Here is a 23931-nt window from a genome sequence, read left to right on the forward strand (position 1 = left end):
AACGACGGCAGAGCCTCGCGCTTGCGTGAGGAACGACGGCAGAGCCTCGCGCTTGCGTGAGGCAGCCCACGGGCCTCGGCGTGGTCCGATCCGTGCGCGGCGGGGGAGACTGGGCGCATGACTCTCGCCGAGCAGCTCCTCGACGCCCACGTCGCCCATGAGCTCGACGCCCTGCGCGGCGAGCGCTTCGCCGCACAGGTGGAGGTCGAGCTCGACCATCTCCTCGCCGCGGTCGGGGGACTCGAGCTGGAGAAGGTGGTCCAGCGCGAGCTGGTCACCGCCGTCGCCCTGAAGTACGTCGCGACGTTCCTGCTCCCGGGGGCCATCCCGGAGATCGCCGGCGAGATCGCGTCGCGGGTCCGCAGCCACCCGGCCAACGTCGTGCCCCTCGGGGAGCTCGTCGACCGCGCGCGGGTGGCGGAGCTGGTCTCCGTGCTGGCCGAGATGCGGGGCGTGCGTGAGCGCGTGCTCCGGGGCCTGGCCGACAACGCCAGCCTGCAGTCCGGTGTCGGCGAGGTGATGCGGGGCATCGCGATCAGCCCGCTCGCCACCGGCCGCCGCTTCGCCCGGATGGTCCCGCTCGTGGGCAGTGGCATCGACGCGGCCGAGAAGATCGGCGCCGGCCTGATCGACGGCGCCGACCAGCGCAGCCGCGAGGTCGCCGAGCGCGCCGCGGGCGCCCTGCTCGGCTACATCAGCACCAACGCCGCCGAGACCGTCTCCGACGACGAGCTGCGCGAGGCGGTCCTCGAGGTCTGGGACGCCCTCTCCGTCCGCCCTGTGGGCGAGCTCCTCGGCGCGGTCAGCGAGGGCCAGTTCGTCGAGCTCTTCGTGGCGGTCTACGAGCTCTGGCTCGACCTGCGGACCACCGACTACATCGCCTCCGCGGTCTCCTCGGGCGTCGAGGTCTTCTTCGACACCTACGGCACCTTCACGCTCACCGACCTGCTCGCCGAGTTCGGGCTCGGCCGCGAGGACCTCCTCGAGGAGGCGCTCCGGTTCGGCCCGCCCGTCATCGAGGCGCTGGCGGAGACCGGCGTCCTCGAAGTGCTCGTACGCCGCCGCCTCGCCGCCTTCTACACCTCGCCCGCCGCGCAGGCGCTGCTCGCCGAGGTGCCGACCGACCGCTGAGGGTCGTCGGCGGCCGCGTCAGGCGGTCGTGATCTCGGTGCGGTCGGCGGCGAGCATGAGTGCGCCGAGGAGCGAGGCCCGCTCGCCCAGCGCGCCGGTGACGATCGGGGTGCCTGCAGCCGCGTCGAGCGCGTGACGGCGCAGGCCGATGCGCACCGAGCCGAGCAGGAGCTCGCCGGCGTGGGCGATCTCGCCACCGACCACGACCAGCTCGGGGTTGACCAGGTTGACCACCGCTGCGAGGCCCCAGCCGAGGTGCAGGCCGGCGTCCTCGAGGACGCGCAGGGCCGGCACGCTGCCCTCCTTTGCGGCCGCGACGATCTCGGCGATGCCGGCGTCGGGGAGCTGGGCGGTCAGCAGCTCCTGCACGGTCTCGACCGAGGAGTAGGCCTCGAGGCAGCCGCGGCTGCCGCACCGGCAGACGGGGCCCTGCTCGTCGAGCGTGAGGTGGCCGATCTCGCCCGCGGTGCCGGAGCTGCCGCGGAAGATCTCGCCCTCGATGACCAGGCCGGCGCCGATGCCCGAGGAGACCTTGACGAAGACGGCGGTGCGGCAGCCGTTGGCGGCCCCGACCCGCTGCTCGGCGACGGCACCCAGGTTGGCGTCGTTGTCGACGTACGCCGGGAGGGCGAAGCGCTCGCTGACCGCCGCGAGCGCGTCGACGCCGACCCAGCCGGGCAGGATCGCCGAGGAGCGGACGAGCCCGTCGCTGACGGGGGCGGGGAGTCCCATGCCGACGGCGCGGATGACGGCGCCGGGCAGGTCAGCGAGCAGCTGCTCGAGCAGGCGGTGGGCGACGTCGAGGCCCTCGTCGCTGGTGTGGGTGGCACGCAGGGGAGTGCGGGTCTCGGCGAGGACCCGGCCGGCCAGGTCGCCGATCGCGACCGCGACGTGGCTGTGGCCGAAGTCGATGCCGGCGACGAGGCCCGCGGAGGCCGAGAGCTGCAGCGTCGTGCCGCGTCGGCCGGCCCCGGGCTCGACCTCGAGCAGGCCGGCGGTGGTCAGCTCGCGGACGATGTTGGAGACCGTCGCCGGCGCCAGTCCGGTCAGGCGGGCGAGCTCGGCCTGGGTGTGCGGACCGTCGGGCTTCGCCTCCGGATCACGCCCGCGGAGGACGTCGAGCACCCGGCGCTGGTTGGCGCTGCGGAGCGCTGCGGGGGAGCCGGGGGAGGGTCCGCGCGCAGCCTTGCCCCGGGTGGACGGGGCGGAGGGGGCGGTCATGCGCACACTCTGACCTGCCGTCGCGTTGTGGTCAAGCATTGACGGATAGAGCCTTCAGATTTCCGTTGCCAACGTTTTTACGTTCAACTCTTGACGACAAGCGATGTGACGGTCGACACTCCAAGGGTCACCAGTCCGCACGAGCGGGCCCGTCCCAGAGGAGCCATCCGTGTCCCGAGTCATCCGCATCGCCGCCCCCGGCGTTGCCATCTTGCTGTCCGCCGGCTTCATGACCGCCTGCTCGGCCAACGACGCCCAGAAGGGCTCGTCCGGCAAGACGATCGCGCTGCTCCTGCCCGAGTCCAAGACCACCCGCTACGAGGCCTTCGACAAGCCGCTCTTCGAGAAGAAGGTCGCCGAGCTCTGCTCCGACTGCAAGGTCGACTACTACAACGCCGACCAGGACGAGTCGAAGCAGGCCCAGCAGGTCGACACCGCCGTGTCGAAGGGCGCCGACGTCATCGTGCTCGACCCGGTCAACGGCGCCGGCGCCGGCGGCATGGTCGAGAGCGCGCAGAAGTCGGGCGCGAAGGTCGTCGCCTACGACCGCTTCATCGGCAAGGCCGACTACTACCTCTCCTTCGACAACGCGAGCGTCGGCAAGCTGCAGGGCGAGGCCCTGGCGAAGGCGATGGGCGACAAGGGCGGCATCCTCATGCTCAACGGCGCCCCGAGCGACCCCAACGCTGCGCAGTTCAAGAAGGGTGCCCATGAGGCGCTCGACGGCTCCGGCGTGAAGATCCTCGCCGAGTACGACAACCCGGACTGGAGCCCGGACAACGCGCAGAAGTGGACCAGCGACCAGCTCGCGAAGTTCGACACCAGCAAGATCAAGGGCGTGTACGCCGCCAACGACGGCCAGGCGGGCGGCGTCGTCGCAGCGCTGACCGGCGCCGGCATGAAGCCCGACGCGCTTCCCCCGATCACCGGCCAGGACGCCGAGCTCGCCGCGATCCAGCGGATCGTCGCCGGCCAGCAGGCCATGACGATCTACAAGCCGATCAAGATCGAGGCCGAGAAGGCCGCCGAGCTCGCCGTGTCGCTGGCCAAGGGTGAGAAGCCCAGCGACACCGAGGACTTCGAGGGCGTCGCGTCGTACATCTTCGACCCGGTCGTCGTCCAGAAGGACAACGTCAAGGACACCGTGGTCAAGGACGGCTTCTACTCGGTCTCCGACATCTGCACCGCCCAGTACGCCGACGCCTGCAGCGCCGCCGGCCTGAAGTAAGGACACCTCATCCCGATGACCATGGTCACCGAAAGCCCGGTCAGGGAGAGCGTGCTCTCCCTGACCGGGGTGAACAAGCGGTTCGGAGCCGTGCAGGTGCTCACCGACATCCATCTCGAGGTGGGTGCGGGAGAGGTCGTCGCCCTCGTCGGTGACAACGGCGCCGGCAAGTCGACGCTCGTCAAGATCATGTCGGGCGTCTACCAGCCCGACGGCGGCGACATCCGGTTCGACGGCAGGTCCGTCTCCGTCCCGGGGCCGGCGCAGGCGCAGGCGATGGGCATCGCCACCGTCTTCCAGGACCTGGCGCTGTGCGACAACCTCGACGTCGTCGCCAACCTCTTCCTGGGCCGCGAGAAGCTCGTCGGTGGCGTGGCACTCGACGAGGTGGCCATGGAGAACGAGGCGTGGCGGCTGCTCCGCTCCCTCTCCGCGAAGATCCCGTCGGTCCGGCTCCCGATCGCGTCGCTCTCGGGCGGCCAGCGGCAGACCGTCGCCATCGCCCGTGCGCTCGTCGGCGACCCCAAGGTCGTGATGCTCGACGAGCCGACCGCAGCGCTGGGCGTCGCCCAGACCGCCGAGGTGCTCAACCTCGTCGAGCGGCTCAAGGAGCAGGGCCGCGGCGTGGTCCTGATCAGCCACAACATGGCCGACGTGCAGGCGGTGGCCGACCGGGTCGTCGTCCTGCGGCTCGGACGCAACGCCGCCGAGTTCAAGGTCGCCGAGGCGAGCACCGAAGCACTGGTCGCCGCGATCACCGGCGCATCCGACAACGTGGTGGCGGCCCGTGCGGCGCGCCACGAGGGAGAGAAGAACGATGGCTGACGTCCAGGATGCCACCCCCGGTGTGCCCGCCGACCTGCTCGACGAGCGGCTGATCCAGAACGAGGGCCTGGCCGGCTACGCGAAGGTCTTCTGGAACCGCCTGCGCGGCGGTGAGCTCGGCAGCCTCCCGGTGGTCGTGGGCCTGATCGCGATCTGCGTCGTCTTCTACGCCCAGGACCCCCGGTTCCTCTCGTCGTACACGCTGGTCTCGATGACGCAGTTCGCTGCGCCCGTCGGGATCATCTCGCTCGGCATCGTGCTCGTGCTGCTGCTCGGCGAGATCGACCTGTCGGTGGGCTCCGTGTCGGGCTTCTCGGCTGCCTGCATGGCGGTCTTCGTCGTCGACCACGGGCACTCGATGTTCCTCGGCATGCTCGTGGGCGTGGCCGTCGGAGCGACGATCGGCCTGGTCTACTCGCTGCTCTACCTCAAGCTGGGCGTGCCGAGCTTCGTCTTCTCGCTCGCGGGCCTGCTCGCCTTCCAGGGCGGGCTGCTCTACGTCCTGGGTGACCACGGCACCATCAACCTGCCGAGCGACTCCGGGCTGGTCCAGTTCGCGAAGTTCGGGTTCGTGCCCGACCTGCTGGCCTACGTCATCGTGGCTGCGCTGGTGCTCGCCTCGCTCGGTCTCCAGCTTGTCGGCCGGGCGCGCCGCGCCAAGGCCGGGCTCTCCACCGGCTCCCTGGGCCTGCTGCTCGTGCGCTCTGCACTGCTCGCTGTCGGCCTGCTCTGGCTCACGTCGTACCTCAACGTCGATCGGGGCTGGAGCTACCTGTGGGTGCTCTTCGCGGCGCTCGTGGTGGTGCTCGACCTGCTGCTGCGCAAGACCCGGTGGGGGCGTCACCTCTTCGCGGTCGGTGGCAACGAGGAGGCGGCCCGCCGTTCCGGCATCCGGGTCGGGCGGATCTACCTGACGGTCTTCGTGGGCTGCTCGACGCTGGCGGCCTTCGGCGGCCTGATGAGCGCCGGCCTGCTGACGTCGGTCTCGCAGTCCAGCGGCACGACGGACACCAACCTCACCGCGATCGCAGCCGCGGTCATCGGCGGCACCAGCCTCTTCGGCGGCCGCGGGTCGGCGTACGCCGCGATGCTGGGCATCATCGTCCTGCAGGCGATCCAGACCGGTCTCAACATCGTCAACGTCGACTCGTCGGTCCGGTTCATCGTGACCGGTGGCGTGCTCCTGCTCGCCGTCGCGATCGACTCGGTGAGCCGTCGCGCCCGCACCTCGAGCGGCCGCGGCTGACGCCACGGCTGGTCAGCACCGCACAGCAACGACTCAGGGCCGCCCGTCATCGGGCGGCCCTGAGTCGTTGTGTCGTGGGGGTGTCGTGCGTCAGCGACTGAAGATGCTGTAGCCACCGGGGCCCACGGCGAGGCCCACGATGATGAGGACGATTCCCCAGAGCAGCTGTCCGCGGACGAGGCTGACGATTCCGGCCACCACCAGGATGACGGCGATGATCCACAACAGGAGAGCCATGGTGAGCCCCTTTCGTGTCATGGGTCCGCTCGGTGGCGAACCTCGCTGACGTCGTACCCGTGCATTCGGGACGACATGCCTGCGCTTGTATGCCGGGCACGTCGTGCGCCGACCTCGCCGCGATGTGGACAGCCGTCCCACATCGCGGTCATCGGATTTGCCGAGAGGGATACCGCTGCGATTAAAGTCTAGTAATCCACTAGGAAAACATCGAAAGGGCGCACCGTGTCACGACAGCTCAGCCTCAACGCCTTCCTGCACGACACCGGTCACCACGAGGCCTCCTGGCGCCACCCCGACAGCGGCGCCGAGCGGGTCGGTGACATCAGCTGGTACCAGGACATCGCCCGGCGGGCAGAGGCGGCGAAGCTGGACGCGGTCTTCCTCGCCGACGGGCCGGTGCTGTGGGGGAGCGGGCACCGCCCGGGCAACCAGTTCGAGCCGATCACCCTGCTCACCGCGCTCGCGACCGTCACCGAGAAGATCGGCCTGATCGCGACGGCGTCCACGAGCTACTACGAGCCCTACAACCTGGCCCGCCTCTTCGCCAGCCTCGACCGGATCTCCGGTGGCCGGGCCGGCTGGAACATCGTCACGACCCAGGGCGACGAGGCGGCCGCCAACTTCGGGCGGCCGCAGGCCGCCGACCCGGCGACCCGCTACGAGCGGGCGCAGGAGTTCATCGACGTCGTCACGAAGCTCTGGGACAGCTGGGAGGACGACGCCGAGGTCGTCGACCGCGAGAGCGGGGTCTTCTTCGACACCGCGAAGGTGCACGCCCTCGACCACGTGGGCAAGCACCTGGCGGTCAAGGGCCCCTTCAACGCCCCGCGTACGCCGCAGGGTCGCCCGGTCTACGTCCAGGCCGGCTCCTCCAACGACGGTCGCGCCTTCGCCGGCCGCAACGCCGAGGCGATCTTCACCGCCCACCAGACGCTCGCCGACGCCCAGGCCTTCTACGCCGACGTCAAGGCGAAGGCGGTCGGGTTCGGCCGTGACCCCGAGTCGGTGAAGATCCTCCCCGGCATCAGCCCCTTCATCGGCGACACCGCTGCCGAGGCGAAGGAGCTGTACGACGAGTTCAACCGGCTCACCGTCCCGGCCGCGGGCCTGCGCCAGCTCCAGGGCTTCGCCGGGATCGACCTGTCGCACCTCGAGCTGGACGAGCCGGTCCCGGCGGAGACCTTCGGCAACGCGGGCAACGTGCTCGACAACAACCGCAGCCGCCTGCAGGTCGTCGCCAACATCGTCGAGCGCGACCGGCCGACGCTGCGTGAGCTGCTCCACCGCCTCGCCGGCGGGCGTGGCCACAACGTCGTGCACGGCACGCCGGTGCAGATCGCCGACACGATCCAGGAGTGGTTCGAGGGCCGCGCGGCCGACGGCTTCAACGTCCTGCCGCCGCTCTACCCCCAGCACCTCGACGCCTTCACGTCGAAGGTCGTGCCGATCCTCCAGGACCGCGGGCTCTTCCGCACGGAGTACACCGGCTCGACCCTCCGCGAGCACTACGGCCTCGCCCGCCCCGCCAGCCAGTACGCCGCCACCCCGGCCGCCGCTGACGCCTCCTGACCCGCACCACCCACCCGAGAAAAGAAACCGAGAGGACACCATGAGCACCACCTCTACCGCCCCCGTCCGACGCCTCCTTGCGGGCACCGCGGCCACCGCCGCCCTGCTGGGCGGGCTGACGGCCTGCGGTAGCGCAGGTGCGGAGCCCGCCAAGGCCGCGGACGGCACCGTCACCGTCCGCTACCAGAGCTCCCCCGGAGGGGTCGATCCACTGCAGCTGGCCGATGCGCTCGGCAAGCTCCCCGGCATCACGCTCAAGAAGGTCGGCGACGTCCAGGGCGGCCCCGAGTCGCTCCGGGCGCTGGCCAGCAACCAGGTCGACATCTCCGCCTCGGCGTTCTACGGCGCGATCGCGCAGACCGTGGCCACCGGCGTGCCGATCAAGGCCGTCGTGTCGACGTACGGCACCAACGCGAAGACGGGCGCCGCGGTCGTCGCGAAGAAGGGCTCGGGCCTGACGAAGGACCCGCACTCGTTCATCGGCAAGAAGGTCGCGGTCAACACGCTCGGTGCCAACGCCGAGGCCGTGCTCGACACGTGGTTCGCCAAGGGCGGCCTGAGCAAGGACCAGATCAAGCAGGTCACGCTCGTCCCGCTGCCGCCGCTCAACACGGCGCAGGCGCTCTCCCAGGGCCAGGTCGACGCGGCGTACGTCGGGGTCGGGCAGCTCAAGGCGATCGGCGAGGCGGTGAAGATCGACACGATCGTCAAGGACAGCGACGTCGTCGGGTTCTACAACGGCGGCGGGTTCGCGCTGCGCGACGACTGGATCGAGCACCAGAAGAAGACCGACCGCGTGCTCGTGTCCGGCATCGCGGCGGCGGTGGACTACATCGAGTCGCACGACCGGGCCCAGGTGCTGAAGGTCTACACGAAGTGGCTGCGCGACAACGGCTACGGCGACGGGGTCGAGGCCGTCGAGAAGAACTGGAACGGCAGCAACGGCGTCTCGAGCAAGGGCGGGGTCATCGCCGACAAGGACATCGCGGTCTGGCTCGACTGGCTGGGCAGCCGCGGCGACGTGGACCCGACGAAGATCAAGCCGTCGGACGTCTACACCAACGAGTTCAACCCGGGCGCGTGAGGAGGACGTCATGAGTTCCCGCATCCAGCTCCGTGACGTGGGCCAGAGCTTCCTGGTCCGCGGCAACGACGACCGGCAGCTCCGCGAGTTCGTCGCCCTCGAGGGCCTCGACCTCGACATCGCGCCGGGCGAGTTCCTCACTGTCGTCGGCCCCTCGGGCTGCGGCAAGTCCACGGTCCTCGACCTCATCGCCGGCCTGGCAGTGCCCACCTCGGGCAGCCTGACCATCGACGGCGTGCCGATCACTGGGCCAGGGCTCGACCGCAGCGTGGTCTTCCAGCAGTACACGCTGCTCCCGTGGCGGACCGCCCAGGCCAACGTCGAGTTCGCGCTCGAGGCGAAGGGCGGGCTGTCGAAGGCCGAGCGCAAGGAGAGGGCGCAGACCTACCTCGAGCTCGTCGGGCTGTCGGAGTTCGCCGGGCGCTACCCGCACGAGCTCTCCGGCGGCATGAAGCAGCGCGTGGCGATCGCGCGCAGCCTCAGCTACCAGCCCGAGGTGCTCCTGATGGACGAGCCGTACGGCGCGCTCGACGCCCAGACCCGCGAGCGGCTCCAGGAGGAGCTGGTCTCCATCTGGCAGCGCACCGGCACCACGGTCGTCTTCATCACCCACGACATCGACGAGGCCGTCTTCCTCGGCCAGCGCGTCGCGGTGATGAGCAGCCGGCCGGGCCGGATCAAGGCGATCGTCGACGTCGACCTCGACCGTTCCGGCGCAGGGGACCGGGACGTGCGGGCGACGGCCGAGTTCGCGGCGTACCGGCACGAGGTCTGGACGCTGCTCCGCGAGGAGCACGCGCCCGCACGCCCGAAGGAGGACGCTCGTGTCGCCTAGCCTGCTCGAGGAGCGCACCGAGGCCCGGCCCAACCCGCGCCAGGAGGCCTCCGTCCGCGCCCGCGGCGTCTCCCGGGGCCGCCGCCGCGCGGTCACGGTCGCCCGCGGGGTCGGCGGACTCGTCACGCTGGCCGTCATCTGGGAGGTCCTGCCCCGCGTGGGGCTGGTCGACTCCTACTTCATCCCTCCGCTCAGCACGGTGCTCGAGGCGTGGTGGCAGCTGATCGTCAGCGGCGAGCTCTGGCGCCATCTCCAGGCCAGCCTGGTCCGGTCGGGTGCCGGCTTCCTGCTGGCGACGGTGCTGGCGATCCCGCTCGGGGCCGCGGTGGCGTGGTACCGCCCGGTGCGCGAGTTCTTCCAGCCCGTGCTGGAGGTCTTCCGGAACACGGCCGCGTTGGCCCTGCTGCCGGTCTTCACGCTCATCCTGGGCATCGGGGAGGCGTCGAAGATCGCGATCATCACCTTCGCCTGCTTCTTCCCGATCCTGCTGTCGACCATCGCCGGCGTCGCCACCGTCGACGCGCAGCTGCTGCGGTCGGCGAAGGTGCTCGGGCTCTCTCCGGTGGCGACCTTCCGCAAGGTGGTCTTCCCGGCGGCGGTGCCGACGATCTTCACCGGCATCCGGATCTCGGGAGCGACGGCGATCCTGGTGCTCATCGCGGCCGAGCTGGTCGGTGCGAACGCCGGCCTGGGCTTCCTGATCAGCTACTCCAACAACAACATGCTGATCCCGAAGATGTACGCCGCGATCCTCACGACGTCCCTCCTCGGGCTGGGGGTGAACTACGGGCTGGTCGCGCTCGAGCGGCGCTTCTCCCGCTGGCGCTCCTGACGTACGCCGTACGGCTGGCCGCCGCGGCTGCACGGACGAGGCCGCCCTCCCTGCTCAGGCAGGGAGGGCGGCTTTCTCGTTCTCCAGCAGCTCGAGGCGGCGCCGGTCGAGCGGGGAGTGGCGGCGCGTGACGCGGTCCTCGAGGAGCTCGCGGGCCTGCGGGACCCGGCCGCTGCGGTGGAGCGCGAGGAGCAGCGTCTCCTCGACGATCTCGCGCTGCGCGGCCGAGCCACCGACCGTGGCGAGGTCGGGCAGGGCGGCGGCGAGGTGCTCGATGGCGGGGTCCCACTCCTCGCGGAGCACGTCGGCGAGCCCCTGGCAGACGGGGGAGACGACGCTGCGGGTCGCCGCGTCGCGGGAGCGGCGGCAGCGGGCGCCGAGGGCGTCGAGCGCCGCGGGGTCCTGGTTGGCCGCGTGGGCGACCGCCGCGTGGAGCGCGATGAACGGCGTCGACGGGCTGCCGAGCAGGTCGTGGTCGACGGCGGCGAGCACGGACCCGGCCGCCGGGGGAGCGCCGCGCTCGGGCTCCCACTCCGTCGTGGCGACCCGCCACCGCCAGAGCAGCGACGCGGTGTCGACGAGCCCGCGCACACCGGTCACGTCGGCGAGCTGTCGCGCGAAGCGTGCCTCGACCGCGGCCAGGTCGCCGAGCGCGAGGTCGTGGAGCGCGGCGTGCCAGGCGAAGTGCGCGCGGTGGCTCGCGCTGCGTCCGCTCGCATCGATCCAGTGGTCGAGCCAGGCCCGTCCGGTCTCGTGCTGCCCCGTCTCGTAGTGCACGTGGGTGAGCGCGTGCACCGCGTGGCCCGACGCGGGCTCGCACGACAGGGCGGACTCGGCGAGCAGCGCGGCCTCGTCGTACCGGGCCTGGTCCTGGCGGACGAAGGCGAGCAGGGAGATGAACCACCAGTGGTCCCCGTACGCCGGGGCGAGGTTCTCGACGAGCGCCCAGACGTCCTGCTGCACGTCGATCACGCCGGAGAAGGCGATCGTCGGGACGGCGGCGGAGACCGCCAGCACGTCCCGCGGGTACGCCGCGACGTGGCGCCGCAGGGCGTCCGCGCCGGCCCGGCGGGGCTCACGGACGCGGAGACCGACGACGCTGACGAGCGAGCGCTCGCGGTCGTCGGCGTTCTGCTTCGCGGCGCGGCGGGCGGCGGCCAGGGCGGCGGTGACGTCGGTCGCGGCACCGGCCTCGTGGCCGAGGAGGGCGAGCGCGGCATGGGCGAGGGCGAAGTCGGGGTCGAGCCGGGCGGCCTCGGCGAACAGGTCCTCGGCGCCGGACTGCAGCCGCATCAGCCGCTCGAGCCCGGCGTTGAAGGTGGCCGCGGCCTCGGCGGTGGTGGACAGCGGGAGGCCGAGCGGGTCCCGTGGACGGGCGACGGGGTGGTGGCCCGGCACCCAGGTGCCGTCGGCCAGGCGACGCGGGAGGGGAGCGACGTCCTCGAGCACCGAGACCGCGAGGGCGAGTGCCTGCTGGCGGATCTCGGGGACGGCGGTCGACTCCCACAGCTCGCCGCGGCGCAGCGCGCCGAGGGCCCAGAGCGGGGCGTCGCTGCGCCCGCGGCCGTCGACGAGGCGGCCGTCGCGGGTGCGCAGGCCCATGCCAGCGGTGGAGGTCACGGCGAGCGCGCCGTCGAGGCGGGGGCGGAGCAGGTCGTCGAGCAGGGGGTTGCCCAGCTCGCCGACGTCGGAGCGTGGCCCGGTGCAGTTGACCACCCAGCCGACCTCGCGCGCGGTGCCGTCGGAGGTCGTGACCTCGAGCCCGCCGCAGGGCAGCGGGGTCACGGCCTGCACAGTGGCGGCGATGAGCGTGACCTCGCCGGAGCCGACGAGCGCGTCGAGCCGGTCGTGGCTCCCGCGGGGCAGGCGGTGGCGCAGCCGGTTCCAGGCGGCGACGTCCTGGGTGAGGAAGGTGTGTCGGTCCTCCTCGGGCAGGCGCTGCCACAGCTCGGCGACGCGGAACCGCAGGCCGTCGATCCCCGGGCGCCAGTCGCCGCTCGCCGAGCGGGCGTCGTCGAGGTGGCGCCTGACCCGGTTGCGGAGCTCCGTGAGCGTCGCGCCCCAGTCGCTGATGTCCGGGATGACCGCGGGCTTGAGGCGGTCGGCATGGCAGGCGGGCAGCGCGCCGGAGCGTGAGATCGCCTGCAGGTGCCGGCCGTCGCGGGTTCCCGCGAGGGAGAGCAGGACGTCGACCGCGGTCAGGCCGGTGCCCACCAGCAGCACGTCGGCAGGGCCGGTGCGGTCACGGCGGACCGGGTCGAGGGCGCCCGGCGCCCACGGGTCCGCCACGAAGAACGGCGAGTCCCGCAGTGCCTCGGGCGCCCAGGCATCGCCCGTCGCGGGGAGGCCCGCTGCGACCACGACCGCGTCGGCGAGCAAGGTCTCCGCGGCGCCTGCCTGCGCGCCGCCGGGAGGGCCGGCCAGGGAGAGGCGCGCCCGCGCCCCGTCCCGGCGTACGGCGGTGACGGTGGTGCGGGCGTGCTCCACGGTGGTCTCGACGAGGACGTCGCGGAGCGCGCCGGTGAGCTGCTCGTCGAGGTAGCGCCCCCACGTACGCCGGCTGGCGAAGGTGAACGCGTGGGCGTCGGGCTGCTGGCCCTGGAGCCAGTGGAGGAAGTGCGAGGGGTCCTCGGGCAGGGCGCTCATGCCCGCCGCCGGCACGTTGAGCAGGTGCTGCTCGTCGGGGGTGCCGAAGGCGACGCCGCGGGCCCAGCGGTCGGCCGGGTCGAGGAGGACGATCTCGACCGGGGTGGAGCGGCGCCCCGACTCGCGCACGAGGTGGAGCGCCGTCAGCGTGCCGGCTGCTCCGGCGCCGACGACCGCGACGAGCGGACGGCGGCTCATCGCCGGCACCGCGGGGACAGGGGACTCGCCATGCGACACGCGCTCATGACAAGTAAGCATAGTCAATAACTAGGAATAAATCCGGATATGCGCTCGCGACGCGGCCCCCGTGCGCTGGGGCGGCCCGCACCGGAGCCGGGACGTCGCGCGATCACGCGACGTCCCGGCGGAGGGCCGAGGGTCAGTCGTCTTCCCAGTCGCGGCGGGGGCCGGTGAGGGCGTCGCGCTCGGGGGCGCTCATCCGTGCGCTCGCCAGGAGCGAGACGACGGTGGTGACCGCGAGCGTGCCGATGATGACGACGAGCGAGAGCCAGATCGGGATGTCCGGGGCCCATGCGACGTGGTGGCCGCCGTTGATGAACGGCAGCTCGTTGGTGTGCAGCGCGTGCAGCACGAGCTTCACGCCGATGAAGCCGAGCAGGAAGGCCAGGCCGTAGGAGAGGTAGATCAGCCGCTCGAGCAGGCCGCCGATGAGGAAGTAGAGCTGGCGCAGGCCCATCAGCGCGAAGATGTTGGCGGTGAAGACGAGGTAGGGGTCCTTCGTCAGGCCGTAGATCGCGGGGATCGAGTCGAGCGCGAAGAGCAGGTCGGTCGTGCCGAGCGTGAGGATGACCAGGAACATCGGGGTGATGACGCGCTTGCCGTCGATGCGCGCGAAGGCCTTCGTGCCGTTCCACTCCTTGGTGGCCGGCAGGCGCTTCTCGGCGAAGGCGACGAGCTTGTTCTCCTCGAACTCGTCCTCGTCCTCGCCGCCCTCCCTGGCGAGCTTCGCCGCGGTGTAGATGAGGAAGGCGCCGAACAGGTAGAAGACCCAGCTCCAGCGGTCGATGGCCGCAGCGCCGATCACGATGAAGACGCCGCGGAAGACGAGCGCCAGCACGATGCCGATCAGCAGCGCCTTCTGCTGGAACTGCCGGGGCACGCCGAAGCTGGCCATGATGATGATGAAGATGAAGAGGTTGTCGACCGACAGCGAGTACTCCGTCAGCCAGCCGGCGAAGAACTCCGGGCCGGGGCTGGGAGAGAGCGCGTGGGGCTCGGCGAAGACCCACAGGCCGACGCCGAAGGCGACGGCCAGGCCGACGTAGAAGGCGAGGTGGCGCGAGGCCTCACGCAGCGAGGGCTCGTGGGGACGACGGCCGATCACGAGGATGTCGACCACGATGATGCCGAGCGTCACCAGCAGGGTGACGAGCCAGACGGTGGGGGAGGCGACCGAGTCGCCGAGAAGTGCGTCCATGGGAGATATCCCTTCCTCCGGAGTGTGTGCAGGACTGACTCCGGAGGTCTCTTCCGCCCGGCGCTGAGCGCGGACCGATGGCACCGGGGCCACACCGGGCCCGTACTGACGACACCACCGCGAAGGAATACTCCCCTCCAAGGTGGCGCCAGTCTACGGTGCGGAGGTGAGCCTTGCCCAACGCGCGATGCAGCACCCGCTCCTGGCCCCCGTCTACCAGCACGTCTGGCGGCCTGCCTGGTGGCTCGGCGCGAACGCCTTCGACCTCCCGCACCTGCTCCGCGAGAAGGCGAAGGCCGTCGAGGCTCTGCGACTCGGCCCGGGTGACCTCGTGCTCGACGTCGCCTGCGGTCCCGGCAACTTCACGACCGCGTACGCCGCTGCGGTCGCGCCCGCGGGCCTCGCCCTCGGCATCGACCTCTCGCGGCCGATGCTGCGGCAGGCCGCGCGCGACCACGACGCTCCCGGCACGGCGTACGTCGAGGGCAGTGCGCTGCGGCTGCCGTTCGGCGACGACGCCTTCGACGGGGTCGCCTGCTACGGCGCGCTCTACCTGATCCCGGACCCGTTCGTGGCGCTGGACGAGATCGTGCGGGTGGTCCGGCCGGGCGGCCGGGTGGCGATCATGACGACGACCGCCCCGGACGTGGTGCGCGGCCTGGCCGGCCAGGTGGCGCGCCTGTCGGGGCTGAGGGTCTTCGGCCCGGCCGAGGTGACCGGCCGGCTCGAGGCTGCCGGCTTCACCGAGGTCAGCCGCGAGATCCACGGCTTCTTCCAGTACGTCGCGGCCACCGCGCCTGGCGAGGTGTGAGCGGTGGGCGCGCCGCGCCCGACCGTTCCTTGCGAAATTCACCCTTTCCTCAGTCGCAAACGGCAGCATGTGGCCATGGGAATCGCCGCTCCGCTGGTCCGGCTCGCCGCACGTGTCGGCAGCCGCAGGCTCGACCTGTCGCGCCTCGACAGCCTGCCGGACTCGCTCGCGTGGCCGCTGCAGCGTGACGGCGTCGACATCGACCCCCGGCTCACCGACGGGCAGTCGATCCGCCTGCTCGCCTCCGTGCTCGGCCTGAAGGTCTGGCTGGTGACCGACGCCGAGGCCGGGCGTGCCGTCCTCGCCGAGCCCACGGCGTACTCCACCGACATCCGCCCGTACGTCGGGGCGCGCGGTGCCGCGGGCGGCGACATCGGCGGCCTGGGGTTCACCGATCCGCCGGAGCACACGGCGCTGCGCAAGCTGGTGGCGCCCGAGTTCACGAAGCGGAAGCTGGAGGCCCTGCGTCCGCGGATCGCCTCGATCGTCGACGAGCAGCTCGACCTGCTCGACCGCCGTGGCAAGGCTGGCGACGCCGTCGACCTGGCCGCGACGTTCGCGTTCGACGTGCCCTTCCTCGTGATCTGCGAGCTGCTCGGCCTGCCGCTCGACGACCGGGCCGTCTTCCGGCAGCTGGGCGGCGCCCGCTTCGACGTGTCGCAGGGCGGCATGGGGGCGTTCGGTGCGATCTCCGGCTCGCGGACCTTCCTCATCGGCGCCACCGAGCGCCAGCGCATCGAGCCGGGGCCGGGGCTGATCGGCCGTCTGGTGGCCGAGCACCCCGAGATCTCCGACCACGAGCTCGGCGGCGTGGCCGACGGCGTCTTCACCGGCGGCATGGAGACGAGCGCCGCGATGCTCGCGCTCGGCACCGGCCTCCTGCTCGAGCATGCGGAGTGGTGGGACGCCCTCGCCTCCGGCGCGGACCCGGTGCCGGTCGTCGAGGAGCTGCTGCGCCACCTCGCGGTCGTGCAGGTGGCGTTCCCGCGGTTCGCGAAGCAGGACGTCGTCGTCGCCGGCCAGCGGATCCGCAAGGGCGACGTCGTGATGGTCTCCATCCCCGGCTCCAACCATGACGGCCGCGAGGGCTTCGACCCCTCGCGCGAGCCGGCGTCGCACCTCGCCTTCGGCCACGGCATCCACCGCTGCGTCGGCGCCGAGCTGGCCCGGCTCGAGCTGCAGGTCGCCCTGCCCGCCCTTGCGCGGCGCTTCCCGCGCCTCGCCCTGGCCGGGGACCCGGCGTACCGGCAGACGTCGATCGTCTTCGGTGTCGACGCGATGCCCGTGCGCACCTGCCCCGTCGCGCACTGACCCGTCCTGCGCGTCCGCCGGAGGCGGTCGTCACACGCGCCACCCCTGTTACACGGCCGATGCATGGCTGTTGCACGTTCCCGCTGGTCTAGCGGGCCTGGCTGCCGGGCCGGTGTCGTCAGCGTTGCTTTCGGCGCACGTCGGCCGGTCGATGTGTGCGCGAAAGGTTGCCCCGGGGATGCGCCGACGTAACCGCGGCGGAGCGAGCGCTGGACAGGATTCCTTCTGAAGCAGGGGCCTCGGGTGGGAGTCCGAGGTGGGAGGGCTGACCAACAACAAGAGCATCCGGTGACTTCTCGGGATCCGGGTGCCCTGACGAAGGGACAGCTCGGTGACCGGGTTCAGAACAGGTGCGATCGACCTCCGCGAGGCAGCGGTCGCGAGTGCACTCGCAGGTGCCGTCGTGGTGGCGCTGGGCTACGCGTCGGGGCTGGGGCTGCCCGTGCGCAACGACGCCCAGGCGACCCTCGAGCAGCCTGCCCCCGCACCGCAGGTCGCTGCGCCGGCCACGACGGCCCCGCCCGCCGCCAACGCGCCGGCGATGGCGATGCCGGCCTCCCCGTCGTACGCCGGAGCGAGCGGTGGCATGGCGGGGATGGACATGGGCGGTGCCGGCAGCGCGCCGACGCCCGCACCGGTCCATCCTGCCCCGACGCCGGAGGCGCACGACCCCGCGCCCGCGCCGGAGCAGGACGACCCCACGTGCGCCGACCTCCTCGCGGCGCTGCCGGCCTCCGACCTGCCCCTGGTCGGCCCGCTCACCGGCCCGCTCACCGGCCCGCTCACCGGGTCCGTCACCGGCACGGTCGACGGCCTCGTCGGCGGCCTGCTCGGCAGCGGCTCCACCGGCTCGCTGACGGGTACCCTGAGCGGCTCGCTGGCTCCCGTGACCGACCTGCTCACGACGCCCCTCACCGGCGGCGAGAAGAGCGCACCGCCCTGCCTGCCCGGCCAGACGACCACCTCGACGGTCGCGACCCGTGAGGCCACGCGATGACCCGGTCCAGCAGGCGCGGCACCCTCCGCCGCGGCGCGCTGCTCGCGGCGCTGCTGCTCGCGGCCTGGTTCGTCCTCGGCTCGACCGGCTCCGCCTCCGCACACACCGAGCTCGTGCACACCGACCCGGCGCAGGGCACCCGGCTCAAGGGCGTTCCGCTGCAGGTCGTCCTGACCTACGGCGAGCCGGTCTCGCTGCACGACGTCACCGTCACGACCGCGGGCCATGAGCTTCCGCTGACCGCGGTCCCCGGCAAGGAGGACGCTGTCGCGGTCGATCTGCGCGGCGTGACCAGGGCCGAGAAGCTGGTGCTCGCCTGGCGCGTGGTCGACGAGGCCGACGGCCACGAGACCCACGGCCGCCTGGCCTGGCCGGTCCGTGCCGCCGCCGGCACCGCGGACAGCACCCCCGCTGCGAGCCCGAGCTCGACCCAGCAGCAGGCAGCCGCCTCCGGGCCGCGCGACCTCGGCGTGGTCGACGGGCTGGCGCGCACCTCCCGCCTCGTCGGCTACGTCGCCCTCGCTCTGCTCGCCGGTGGCCTCTTCTTCATCGCCGCCCTGTGGCCCGCGGGCGCCGGCGTACGGCGTACGCGGTTGCTGCTCGGCGGTGCCGTCACGGTCGGGCTGCTGTCGTCGTTCGCCTCGGCCTGCCTCGTGCTCTGGCGCATCGACGGCCACATCTCCCTCGACGGCGCCCTGCACGGACCGCTCGGCGAGGACTACGGCCGGCCCGTCGCGGTGCTGGTCCTGCTCTGGCTGCTCGCGTCGGTCGTCGTCGTGGCCCTGGCACAGGGCGGTGCCGCGACGGCGCGCAGCCTGCCGTGGCGCGTCGGTGCCCTCGTCGTCGCCGGCGGCATGCTCCGCGCGACCGGCATGAGCGGCCACGCGGCCGAGGCGTCGAGCGGCTGGGCCACGCTGGCCGACCTGCTCCACCTGGTCGCGATCAGCGCCTGGTTCGGCGGGCTCGTCGTCGTGCTCAGCTGCCTGATCCCGTCCTCCGGGCCCGCAGAGGTACGCCGCATCGTCGGCCGCTTCTCGGTGGTCGCCCAGGTCTCCGTCGCGCTCATCGTCGGCTCCGGCGTGATCCTGCTGTGGCAGGTCGCCGGTGGCCCGGGCGTGCTCTTCACGACCCACTACGGCCGCGTGCTCGCGCTCAAGCTCGGCCTCTTCGGCCTGGTGCTGACCGCCGCGCTCTTCAGCAAGCGATGGCTCGACCGCAGCGTCGGGTCGTCCGGCAGGCGTACCGGGAACGTCCGCCCTCTCACGGCCTCCGTGGCCGCCGAGAGCGCGCTCGTCCTGGCAGTTCTCGGGGCGGCCAGCGTGCTGGTCACGTCCAGCCCCGGTGTGTGAATCCCCTCTGAAAGGAAATCAAGATGAGTTCACTGTCCATGATCGGGACCTCGGGTCGCCGGGGTGCCCTGGTGACCGCGGCGGCGCTGGCAGGGGCAGGAGCCTCGTTGTCGTTCTTCGCGCTCACCCACGGCGCCCCGGCGTCCCCGGCCAGCCTGGTCAACCAGTCCGCGTCGGTCCCCGTCGCCGGCCTGCTCCCTGCGCTCGCCCCCGCTCCGGCTGCGGCGCCCGCTGCAGCGGCACCGGCCGCGGTGCCGGTGGCGCCCAAGGCCGCTCCGAAGGCCATGGCGATGCCGATGGCCGCCCCCGCTGCCACGTCGGAGTGCGCCGGGGCGAAGCCCGCGGCCGACGCGTTCATGCAGCACCTCCAGGCTGCCCACCTGGCGACGTCGCCGGGCCAGCAGGTCGCCGACGCGACCGACGTCGACGCCTACACGAAGGCCCACACGGTCCTTCTCGGCAACATGCTGGCGCCGCTCGTCGGTGGCCTCGAGGGCAGCAGCGACTCCTTCCTCCAGCACGTGTACGCCGCCCACCTGGGCGAGTCGCCCACCGAGCAGGTCGCCGACCTCGCCGACCCCGACCAGTACGTCAAGACCCACACCGTCATGGCCCAGAACATGATCACGCCGCTCGTCGGCTGTTGATCGCCAACCCACCCCGGGCCCTCCGGGTGCTGGCCGAAGTCGCAGTCGGCGGAGCACCCACCTGGCCCTCAGCTGAGGAGAACCAACGATGAATCCAGGCACCCTGATCTCTGGCTCCACCCTCGCCGGTGGCCGTCGCGGCGTGTGGCTCCTGCTGCTCGCGGCGCTCGTCGCGGCGGCGCTCTCGTTCGCCGGTCTCCAGGCCCGCGGCGTCGCCTCGACCGACGTGCTCCGGCAGTCCGCGGCGACGACCACCCACACCGTGATGATCAAGGGCTACGCGTTCTCGCCCGCGTCGCTCACGATCAAGGCCGGTGACACCGTCACCTGGACCAACATGGACACGGCGCCGCACACGGTGACCGTCACGTCCGGTCCGGAGAAGGTCAACTCCGGCAACCTCTCCAAGGGCGAGAGCTTCACCTACACCTTCACCAAGCCGGGCACCTACTCCTACTACTGCGCCGTCCACCCGGACATGAAGGCGACGCTGGTCGTCACGGGCACCGCGCCTACGCCGGCGCCGACCCCGGCGCCGACCACGCACCCGACGCCCACGCCCACCCCGACCGGCCACCCGACGCCGACCCCGACGGCGCACCCCACGCCGACGCCGACGTCCACGCCGACCACCCCGATGCCCATGCCGACCCCGTCGTCGGAGTGCACCGGCGCCAAGGTCGCAGCGGACGCCTTCCTGCAGCACTTCTACGCGGCGCACCTCCAGGTGTCCCCGCTCGACCAGGTGATGCAGGCGCTCGACATCGACCCGTACACGAAGACCCACACGGTGCTGATCGGCAACATGATCGCCCCGCTGGTCGGTGGCGGCGAGGACGCGCTCGACGTCTTCCTGCAGCACGTGTACGCCGGCCACCTGGGCGAGTCGCCGACCGAGCAGGTGGCGGACATCGCGAAGCTCGACCAGTACGTCAAGACGCACACCGTCCTGATCGGCAACATGCTCGCCCCGCTGAGCGGCTCGGGCTGCTGAGCCCCGCGCAGCCCAGCGCGCAGCACTGAGAGCAGGCGGTGGTCCGGCCGTATCGCAGACGGCCGGACCACCGCCGACCAGTATCACCCGCCCGACCCCTCCCGGGAGCTGACTCCATGCGAAACACCCGCCGCCCCACCGCCACCGCCCTCCTTGCCGCCCTCGCCGTGGCGCTGCTGTCGCTCGGCCTCGGCGCCGCGCCGGCCCACGCCGCGGCGTACACGGTGACGATCAAGCAGTACCAGTTCGGCAGCGGCGCGCTGACCGTCCAGCAGGGCGACACCGTCACCTGGGTCAACCAGGACGAGGCGCCCCACGACGTCGTCGTGACGTCCGGACCGGCGACGTTCCGGTCGCCCATGCTGCAGAAGGGCCAGCGGTGGTCGTACACGCTCGGCACGCCGGGCACCTACTCCTACGTCTGCAGCGTCCACCCCGACATGCACGGCACGCTCACCGTGAAGGCGAAGCCCGCGCCGACGCCGCAGCCGACGCAGGGAGCGCCGACCCACGCGATGGCGGCGATGCCGACGACCGCACCCACCACCCCCGCCGGTACGCCGACGACCGCGGCACCGCAGAAGGCCGGGAAGGCCGGCACGGCACACGGCACTGTCGCGGCAGCCCCGTCGGCCACGACGGCACCCGCACCGACCACGGCCGGCGTCACGCCGGAGAGCACATCGGGCCTGGACCCGCTGCTGCTGGTCGCGGGCGTCGCCGTCGCGGTGGTCGTCTTCTGCCTCCTGCTGCTCGCCTCACGCCCCGCCGGCAAGCAGAACTGACACCTCGCGCCCCCACACCCGACACCCGGACGTCACCCGGGGTTGGTGTGGGGGTGCGACCAAGGTGGGGTGAACACGCAGCTGGGACGCAGCCTCGTCCCCACCCCTGCTGTCGCCGGCCACCGCGGAGCGAGCGGCCAGCGCCCGGAGCACACGCTCGAGGCCTACCGCCTCGCGATCCGGATGGGCGCCGACGACATCGAGCTCGACGTGGTCCCGACGAAGGACGGTGTCCTCGTCGCCCGCCACGACGCCACGCTCTTCGCCACGACCGACGTCGCCGACCACCCCGGGTTCGCCGACCGGCGGACGGTCCGCACCGTCGACGGCCACGAGCACGACGACTGGTTCGTCGAGGACTTCACCTTCGCCGAGCTCCGCACCCTCCGGGCGCGCGAGCGGTTCCGCAAGGTCCGTCGCGCCAACACCGAGTTCCACGGCCGCCTCGCGATCCCGAGCCTCGACGAGGTGCTCACGCTCGTCGAGCTGGAGTCGCGCCTGCTCGGCCGCACCGTCGGCGTGCTCGTCGAGGTCAAGCACGCCGCCCACTACGCAGCCCGCGGGCTCGACGTGGTGCCGCCGCTGCTCGCCACCCTGCGGGACCACGGCGTCGACCACGCGCGCTCCCGCGTCACGGTGATGAGCTTCGAGACGACCGTGCTGCGCCAGGTCGCCGCACAGTCGCCGGTCGCGGTCATCCAGCTGCTCGACCGCAAGGGCCGCCCCGCCGACCTCGTCGCGGCGGGCGACCCCACGACGTACGCGGAGATGGCGAAGCCCGCGGGCCTCGCCGAGATCGCGACGTACGCCGGGGGTGTGGGCGTGCACAAGGAGATGGTGCTGCCCCGCGACGACGCGGGCCGGACCCGCAAGGTGTCGAAGCTGGTCACGAAGGCGCACAGCCGCTGGCTGACGGTCCACGTCTGGACGCTGCGCGTGGAGAACCGCTTCCTGCCCGTCGAGCTCCGCTCCGACGACACCCCGGGCCACCACGGAGACCTCGCCGGGGAGGCACGGCTGCTGCTCGAGGCCGGCGCCGACGGCCTGATCACCGACAACCCCGACCTCGTTCTCGCTGCCCGCGAGGAGTACCTCGCTGCGCTCGCCACCCGCGCTCGCCGCCGCCTCCCCGTGCGTCGCTGACCCGCGGTGGGGAGTCGCGCGTGGCTCAGAGGCGCTTGCGCTGCGTGAGCACCGCGGCCACGAGGCCTGCGCCGCCACCGAGCAGCCACGGCACCGGCAGCAGCCAGCGCAGGTCGTCCTGCGGCACGGTGTCGCTCACGTAGAGCGCCCACACGGTCAGCAGGCCGGCGAAGGCAAGGCCCATCACGAGGTGGCCGATGTTGACGGGGTGCCGTCCGCCGCGGGGCGTCGTCTCCGGTGCCTCGTCGGGGAGCGGCGGGATCACGGTCGTCTGGTCGTTCATCACTTGCTCCTGACGATGATGTGGCCGATGTCGGCGGTCGCGACGATGTGCCAGGTGGGTGCGTCGGGGCCGGCGGCCTGGGTGACGCTGTTGCTGATGTCGATGCCACCGCCGGCGTGGCCGAGGAGGTCGATGCCGCCGGGGCCGTCGACCTGCGCCTCGGCCTCGACGGTCACGTCGTCGGGCACGATCACCTCGAGCTCACCGACGTTGATGTGGCTGACGACGACCTTCTCGTCGAGCGCCTGCGGGTCCTCCAGACGGGTCAGGTCGACGACCAGCTTGCCGACGTCCGAGGTGTAGCCGTCCGCCGGGATCTGGGAGGTGCTCAGCGGCGCGAAGCGCACGTCCTTGCCGTCGATGTGGTCTGCGACGGTCGTCACCGTCGTGATCGGCACCAGCAGCACGCCGAGCAGGATCAGCCCGCCCGCCCTGCCCCAGAAGGCACCGAGCACGAGCAGGGCGGCGACGATGGTCAGCGCAAGGGCGGGGTAGGCCGCGGGGATGACGTGGGCGCCGCCGAGGTCGACGACGCCGAGGACGCCCAGCGCGACGGCGATCAGCGGGAGCGCGATCCAGAACAGGAGCGGGCCCTTCTTGCGTGGGTCGCGGACCCAGCGATAGCCGGAGCTCCCGTCGCCCTGCATCTTCCAGGCGTTGATGTCCTTGTACTTCTCCGGGTTGGCGTGCACGTCGGCCTCGAAGGCGGCCTTCGGCCCGGCGGCGTACGTCGCCTCCCAGGGCTGTCGCGCCGGCTGGCCGCCGGCGAGGCGCTGGGCCCGGCGCCACTCGCGCTTGCGAAGCACGACGAACGCGATGGCCCCCACGACCAGCAGCGGGATCGCCGGGAAGAAGAAGCCGTCGTGGTCGCCGCGGAAGCCGAGCACGTCGCCGAGGAAGCCGACCGCGGCGAGTGCGCCGACCACGAGCACCGCGAGCGAGCGGTTGCGCGGGTCGAGGTCGATCATCGCCCGGTCGCCCTCGTTGTCGTCGGGCAGCAGGATCCACAGCGCGCCGTAGAGGAAGAGGCCGGTGCCGCCGAAGATCGTCAGCACGACGAAGCCGACCCGGATCAGGATGGGGTCGACGTCGAGGTGGCGGGCCAGGCCACCTGCGACACCGGCCACGTGGCGGTCGGTGGTGCTGCGGCGCAGTCGCGCGACGTCGCGGACGTCGGAGGCGGAGACCCGTGGGCCGTCGTCACCGCGAGGGGCGGCGGGTCCGGGCGGGGGCGGCGGGGTGTCGCCGGCCGGGGGAGGGGTGTTCTCGTCCATGGGCCCCAGCCTTCCGTGGCGGCGGGCTCCCGACCATCGGGG

22 protein-coding genes are annotated in these 23931 nt (G+C 72.2%); 16 read left to right on the forward strand and 6 right to left on the reverse strand.

Features of this window, described 5'->3' with window-relative positions:
* Window positions 1-117 precede the first annotated feature (117 nt).
* Window positions 118-1131: a hypothetical protein gene (locus IEX47_RS00730; protein ID WP_188781928.1), complete on the forward strand. Its 1014-nt coding sequence runs from the start codon at window positions 118-120 to the stop codon at window positions 1129-1131.
* Window positions 1132-1149: 18 nt separating this feature from the next.
* Here IEX47_RS00730 and IEX47_RS00735 read toward each other — a convergent pair whose 3' ends face one another.
* Window positions 1150-2352: an ROK family transcriptional regulator gene (locus IEX47_RS00735; protein ID WP_188781930.1), complete on the reverse strand. Its 1203-nt coding sequence runs from the start codon at window positions 2350-2352 to the stop codon at window positions 1150-1152.
* A 169-nt stretch (window positions 2353-2521) separates the two neighbouring features.
* Here IEX47_RS00735 and IEX47_RS00740 point away from each other — a divergent pair, with 169 nt between their 5' ends.
* The 3 genes from IEX47_RS00740 to IEX47_RS00750 are packed head-to-tail and all read left to right on the forward strand — an operon-like array spanning window position 2522 to window position 5651.
* On the forward strand, window positions 2522-3580 hold the full coding sequence (locus IEX47_RS00740; protein WP_229662519.1) for an ABC transporter substrate-binding protein: 1059 nt from the start codon (window positions 2522-2524) through the stop codon (window positions 3578-3580).
* Window positions 3581-3595: 15 nt separating this feature from the next.
* Entirely contained in the window at window positions 3596-4405 is an 810-nt protein-coding gene (locus IEX47_RS00745; protein ID WP_188781932.1) for an ATP-binding cassette domain-containing protein, read from the forward strand.
* Window positions 4398-5651, forward strand: a complete 1254-nt coding sequence (locus IEX47_RS00750) for a sugar ABC transporter permease (RefSeq protein ID WP_188781934.1) — start codon at window positions 4398-4400, stop codon at window positions 5649-5651. The genes IEX47_RS00745 and IEX47_RS00750 overlap by 8 nt, the downstream gene beginning before the upstream one ends.
* Window positions 5652-5741: 90 nt before the next feature.
* Here the strand turns inward: IEX47_RS00750 and IEX47_RS00755 are convergent, their stop codons facing one another.
* Complete coding sequence (locus IEX47_RS00755; protein WP_188781936.1) at window positions 5742-5888, reverse strand: GPGG-motif small membrane protein; 147 nt, start codon at window positions 5886-5888, stop codon at window positions 5742-5744.
* A gap of 225 nt (window positions 5889-6113) precedes the next feature.
* Here IEX47_RS00755 and IEX47_RS00760 point away from each other — a divergent pair, with 225 nt between their 5' ends.
* Genes IEX47_RS00760 through IEX47_RS00775 form a run of 4 tightly spaced genes read left to right on the forward strand, consistent with a single transcriptional unit; the run spans window position 6114 to window position 10211 of the window.
* Entirely contained in the window at window positions 6114-7460 is a 1347-nt protein-coding gene (locus IEX47_RS00760) for an LLM class flavin-dependent oxidoreductase (RefSeq protein WP_188781938.1), read from the forward strand.
* A gap of 40 nt (window positions 7461-7500) precedes the next feature.
* A complete protein-coding gene (locus IEX47_RS00765) occupies window positions 7501-8544 on the forward strand; it encodes an ABC transporter substrate-binding protein (protein ID WP_188781940.1) in 1044 nt (347 codons plus the stop codon).
* A 10-nt stretch (window positions 8545-8554) separates the two neighbouring features.
* Entirely contained in the window at window positions 8555-9379 is an 825-nt protein-coding gene (locus IEX47_RS00770) for an ABC transporter ATP-binding protein (protein WP_188781942.1), read from the forward strand.
* Window positions 9369-10211, forward strand: coding sequence for an ABC transporter permease (locus tag IEX47_RS00775; RefSeq protein WP_188781943.1), 843 nt, complete (start codon window positions 9369-9371; stop codon window positions 10209-10211). The genes IEX47_RS00770 and IEX47_RS00775 overlap by 11 nt, the downstream gene beginning before the upstream one ends.
* Window positions 10212-10265: 54 nt before the next feature.
* Here the strand turns inward: IEX47_RS00775 and IEX47_RS00780 are convergent, their stop codons facing one another.
* A complete protein-coding gene (locus IEX47_RS00780) occupies window positions 10266-13055 on the reverse strand; it encodes an FAD/NAD(P)-binding protein (RefSeq protein ID WP_188781944.1) in 2790 nt (929 codons plus the stop codon).
* Between the two features lie 181 nt (window positions 13056-13236).
* Window positions 13237-14295 carry a TerC family protein gene (locus tag IEX47_RS00785; RefSeq protein WP_188781945.1) on the reverse strand — a complete coding sequence of 353 codons (1059 nt, stop codon included), beginning with the start codon at window positions 14293-14295 and terminating at the stop codon, window positions 13237-13239.
* Between the two features lie 166 nt (window positions 14296-14461).
* Between IEX47_RS00785 and IEX47_RS00790 the strand changes: the two genes are divergently transcribed.
* The 8 genes from IEX47_RS00790 to IEX47_RS00825 all read left to right on the forward strand — a co-directional run bounded on the left by IEX47_RS00790 (window position 14462) and on the right by IEX47_RS00825 (window position 22332).
* Window positions 14462-15106: a class I SAM-dependent methyltransferase gene (locus tag IEX47_RS00790; protein ID WP_188781946.1), complete on the forward strand. Its 645-nt coding sequence runs from the start codon at window positions 14462-14464 to the stop codon at window positions 15104-15106.
* A 75-nt stretch (window positions 15107-15181) separates the two neighbouring features.
* On the forward strand, window positions 15182-16417 hold the full coding sequence (locus IEX47_RS00795) for a cytochrome P450 (protein ID WP_188781947.1): 1236 nt from the start codon (window positions 15182-15184) through the stop codon (window positions 16415-16417).
* Window positions 16418-16748: 331 nt separating this feature from the next.
* Window positions 16749-17414 (forward strand): hypothetical protein, encoded by a 666-nt coding sequence (locus tag IEX47_RS00800; protein WP_188781949.1) that lies wholly within the window; start codon window positions 16749-16751, stop codon window positions 17412-17414.
* On the forward strand, window positions 17411-18763 hold the full coding sequence (locus tag IEX47_RS00805; protein WP_188781951.1) for a copper resistance CopC/CopD family protein: 1353 nt from the start codon (window positions 17411-17413) through the stop codon (window positions 18761-18763). The genes IEX47_RS00800 and IEX47_RS00805 overlap by 4 nt, the downstream gene beginning before the upstream one ends.
* A 23-nt stretch (window positions 18764-18786) precedes the next feature.
* Window positions 18787-19410 (forward strand): hypothetical protein, encoded by a 624-nt coding sequence (locus tag IEX47_RS00810; RefSeq protein WP_188781953.1) that lies wholly within the window; start codon window positions 18787-18789, stop codon window positions 19408-19410.
* An 88-nt stretch (window positions 19411-19498) separates the two neighbouring features.
* The gene (locus tag IEX47_RS00815; protein ID WP_188781955.1) at window positions 19499-20404 is read left to right on the forward strand and encodes a cupredoxin domain-containing protein; all 906 of its coding nucleotides are present in this window, start codon (window positions 19499-19501) and stop codon (window positions 20402-20404) included.
* A 116-nt stretch (window positions 20405-20520) separates the two neighbouring features.
* A complete protein-coding gene (locus tag IEX47_RS00820) occupies window positions 20521-21189 on the forward strand; it encodes a plastocyanin/azurin family copper-binding protein (protein ID WP_188781956.1) in 669 nt (222 codons plus the stop codon).
* Window positions 21190-21258: 69 nt separating this feature from the next.
* Window positions 21259-22332 (forward strand): glycerophosphodiester phosphodiesterase family protein, encoded by a 1074-nt coding sequence (locus IEX47_RS00825; RefSeq protein WP_188781959.1) that lies wholly within the window; start codon window positions 21259-21261, stop codon window positions 22330-22332.
* A 25-nt stretch (window positions 22333-22357) separates the two neighbouring features.
* Here IEX47_RS00825 and IEX47_RS00830 read toward each other — a convergent pair whose 3' ends face one another.
* On the reverse strand, window positions 22358-22615 hold the full coding sequence (locus tag IEX47_RS00830) for a hypothetical protein (protein ID WP_188781960.1): 258 nt from the start codon (window positions 22613-22615) through the stop codon (window positions 22358-22360).
* Window positions 22615-23889, reverse strand: a complete 1275-nt coding sequence (locus tag IEX47_RS00835) for a PspC domain-containing protein (protein WP_188781962.1) — start codon at window positions 23887-23889, stop codon at window positions 22615-22617. The genes IEX47_RS00830 and IEX47_RS00835 overlap by 1 nt, the downstream gene beginning before the upstream one ends.
* Window positions 23890-23931: the final 42 nt, after the last annotated feature.

The organism is Nocardioides phosphati (genome assembly GCF_014646375.1).
Lineage (GTDB): Bacteria > Actinomycetota > Actinomycetes > Propionibacteriales > Nocardioidaceae > Nocardioides > Nocardioides phosphati.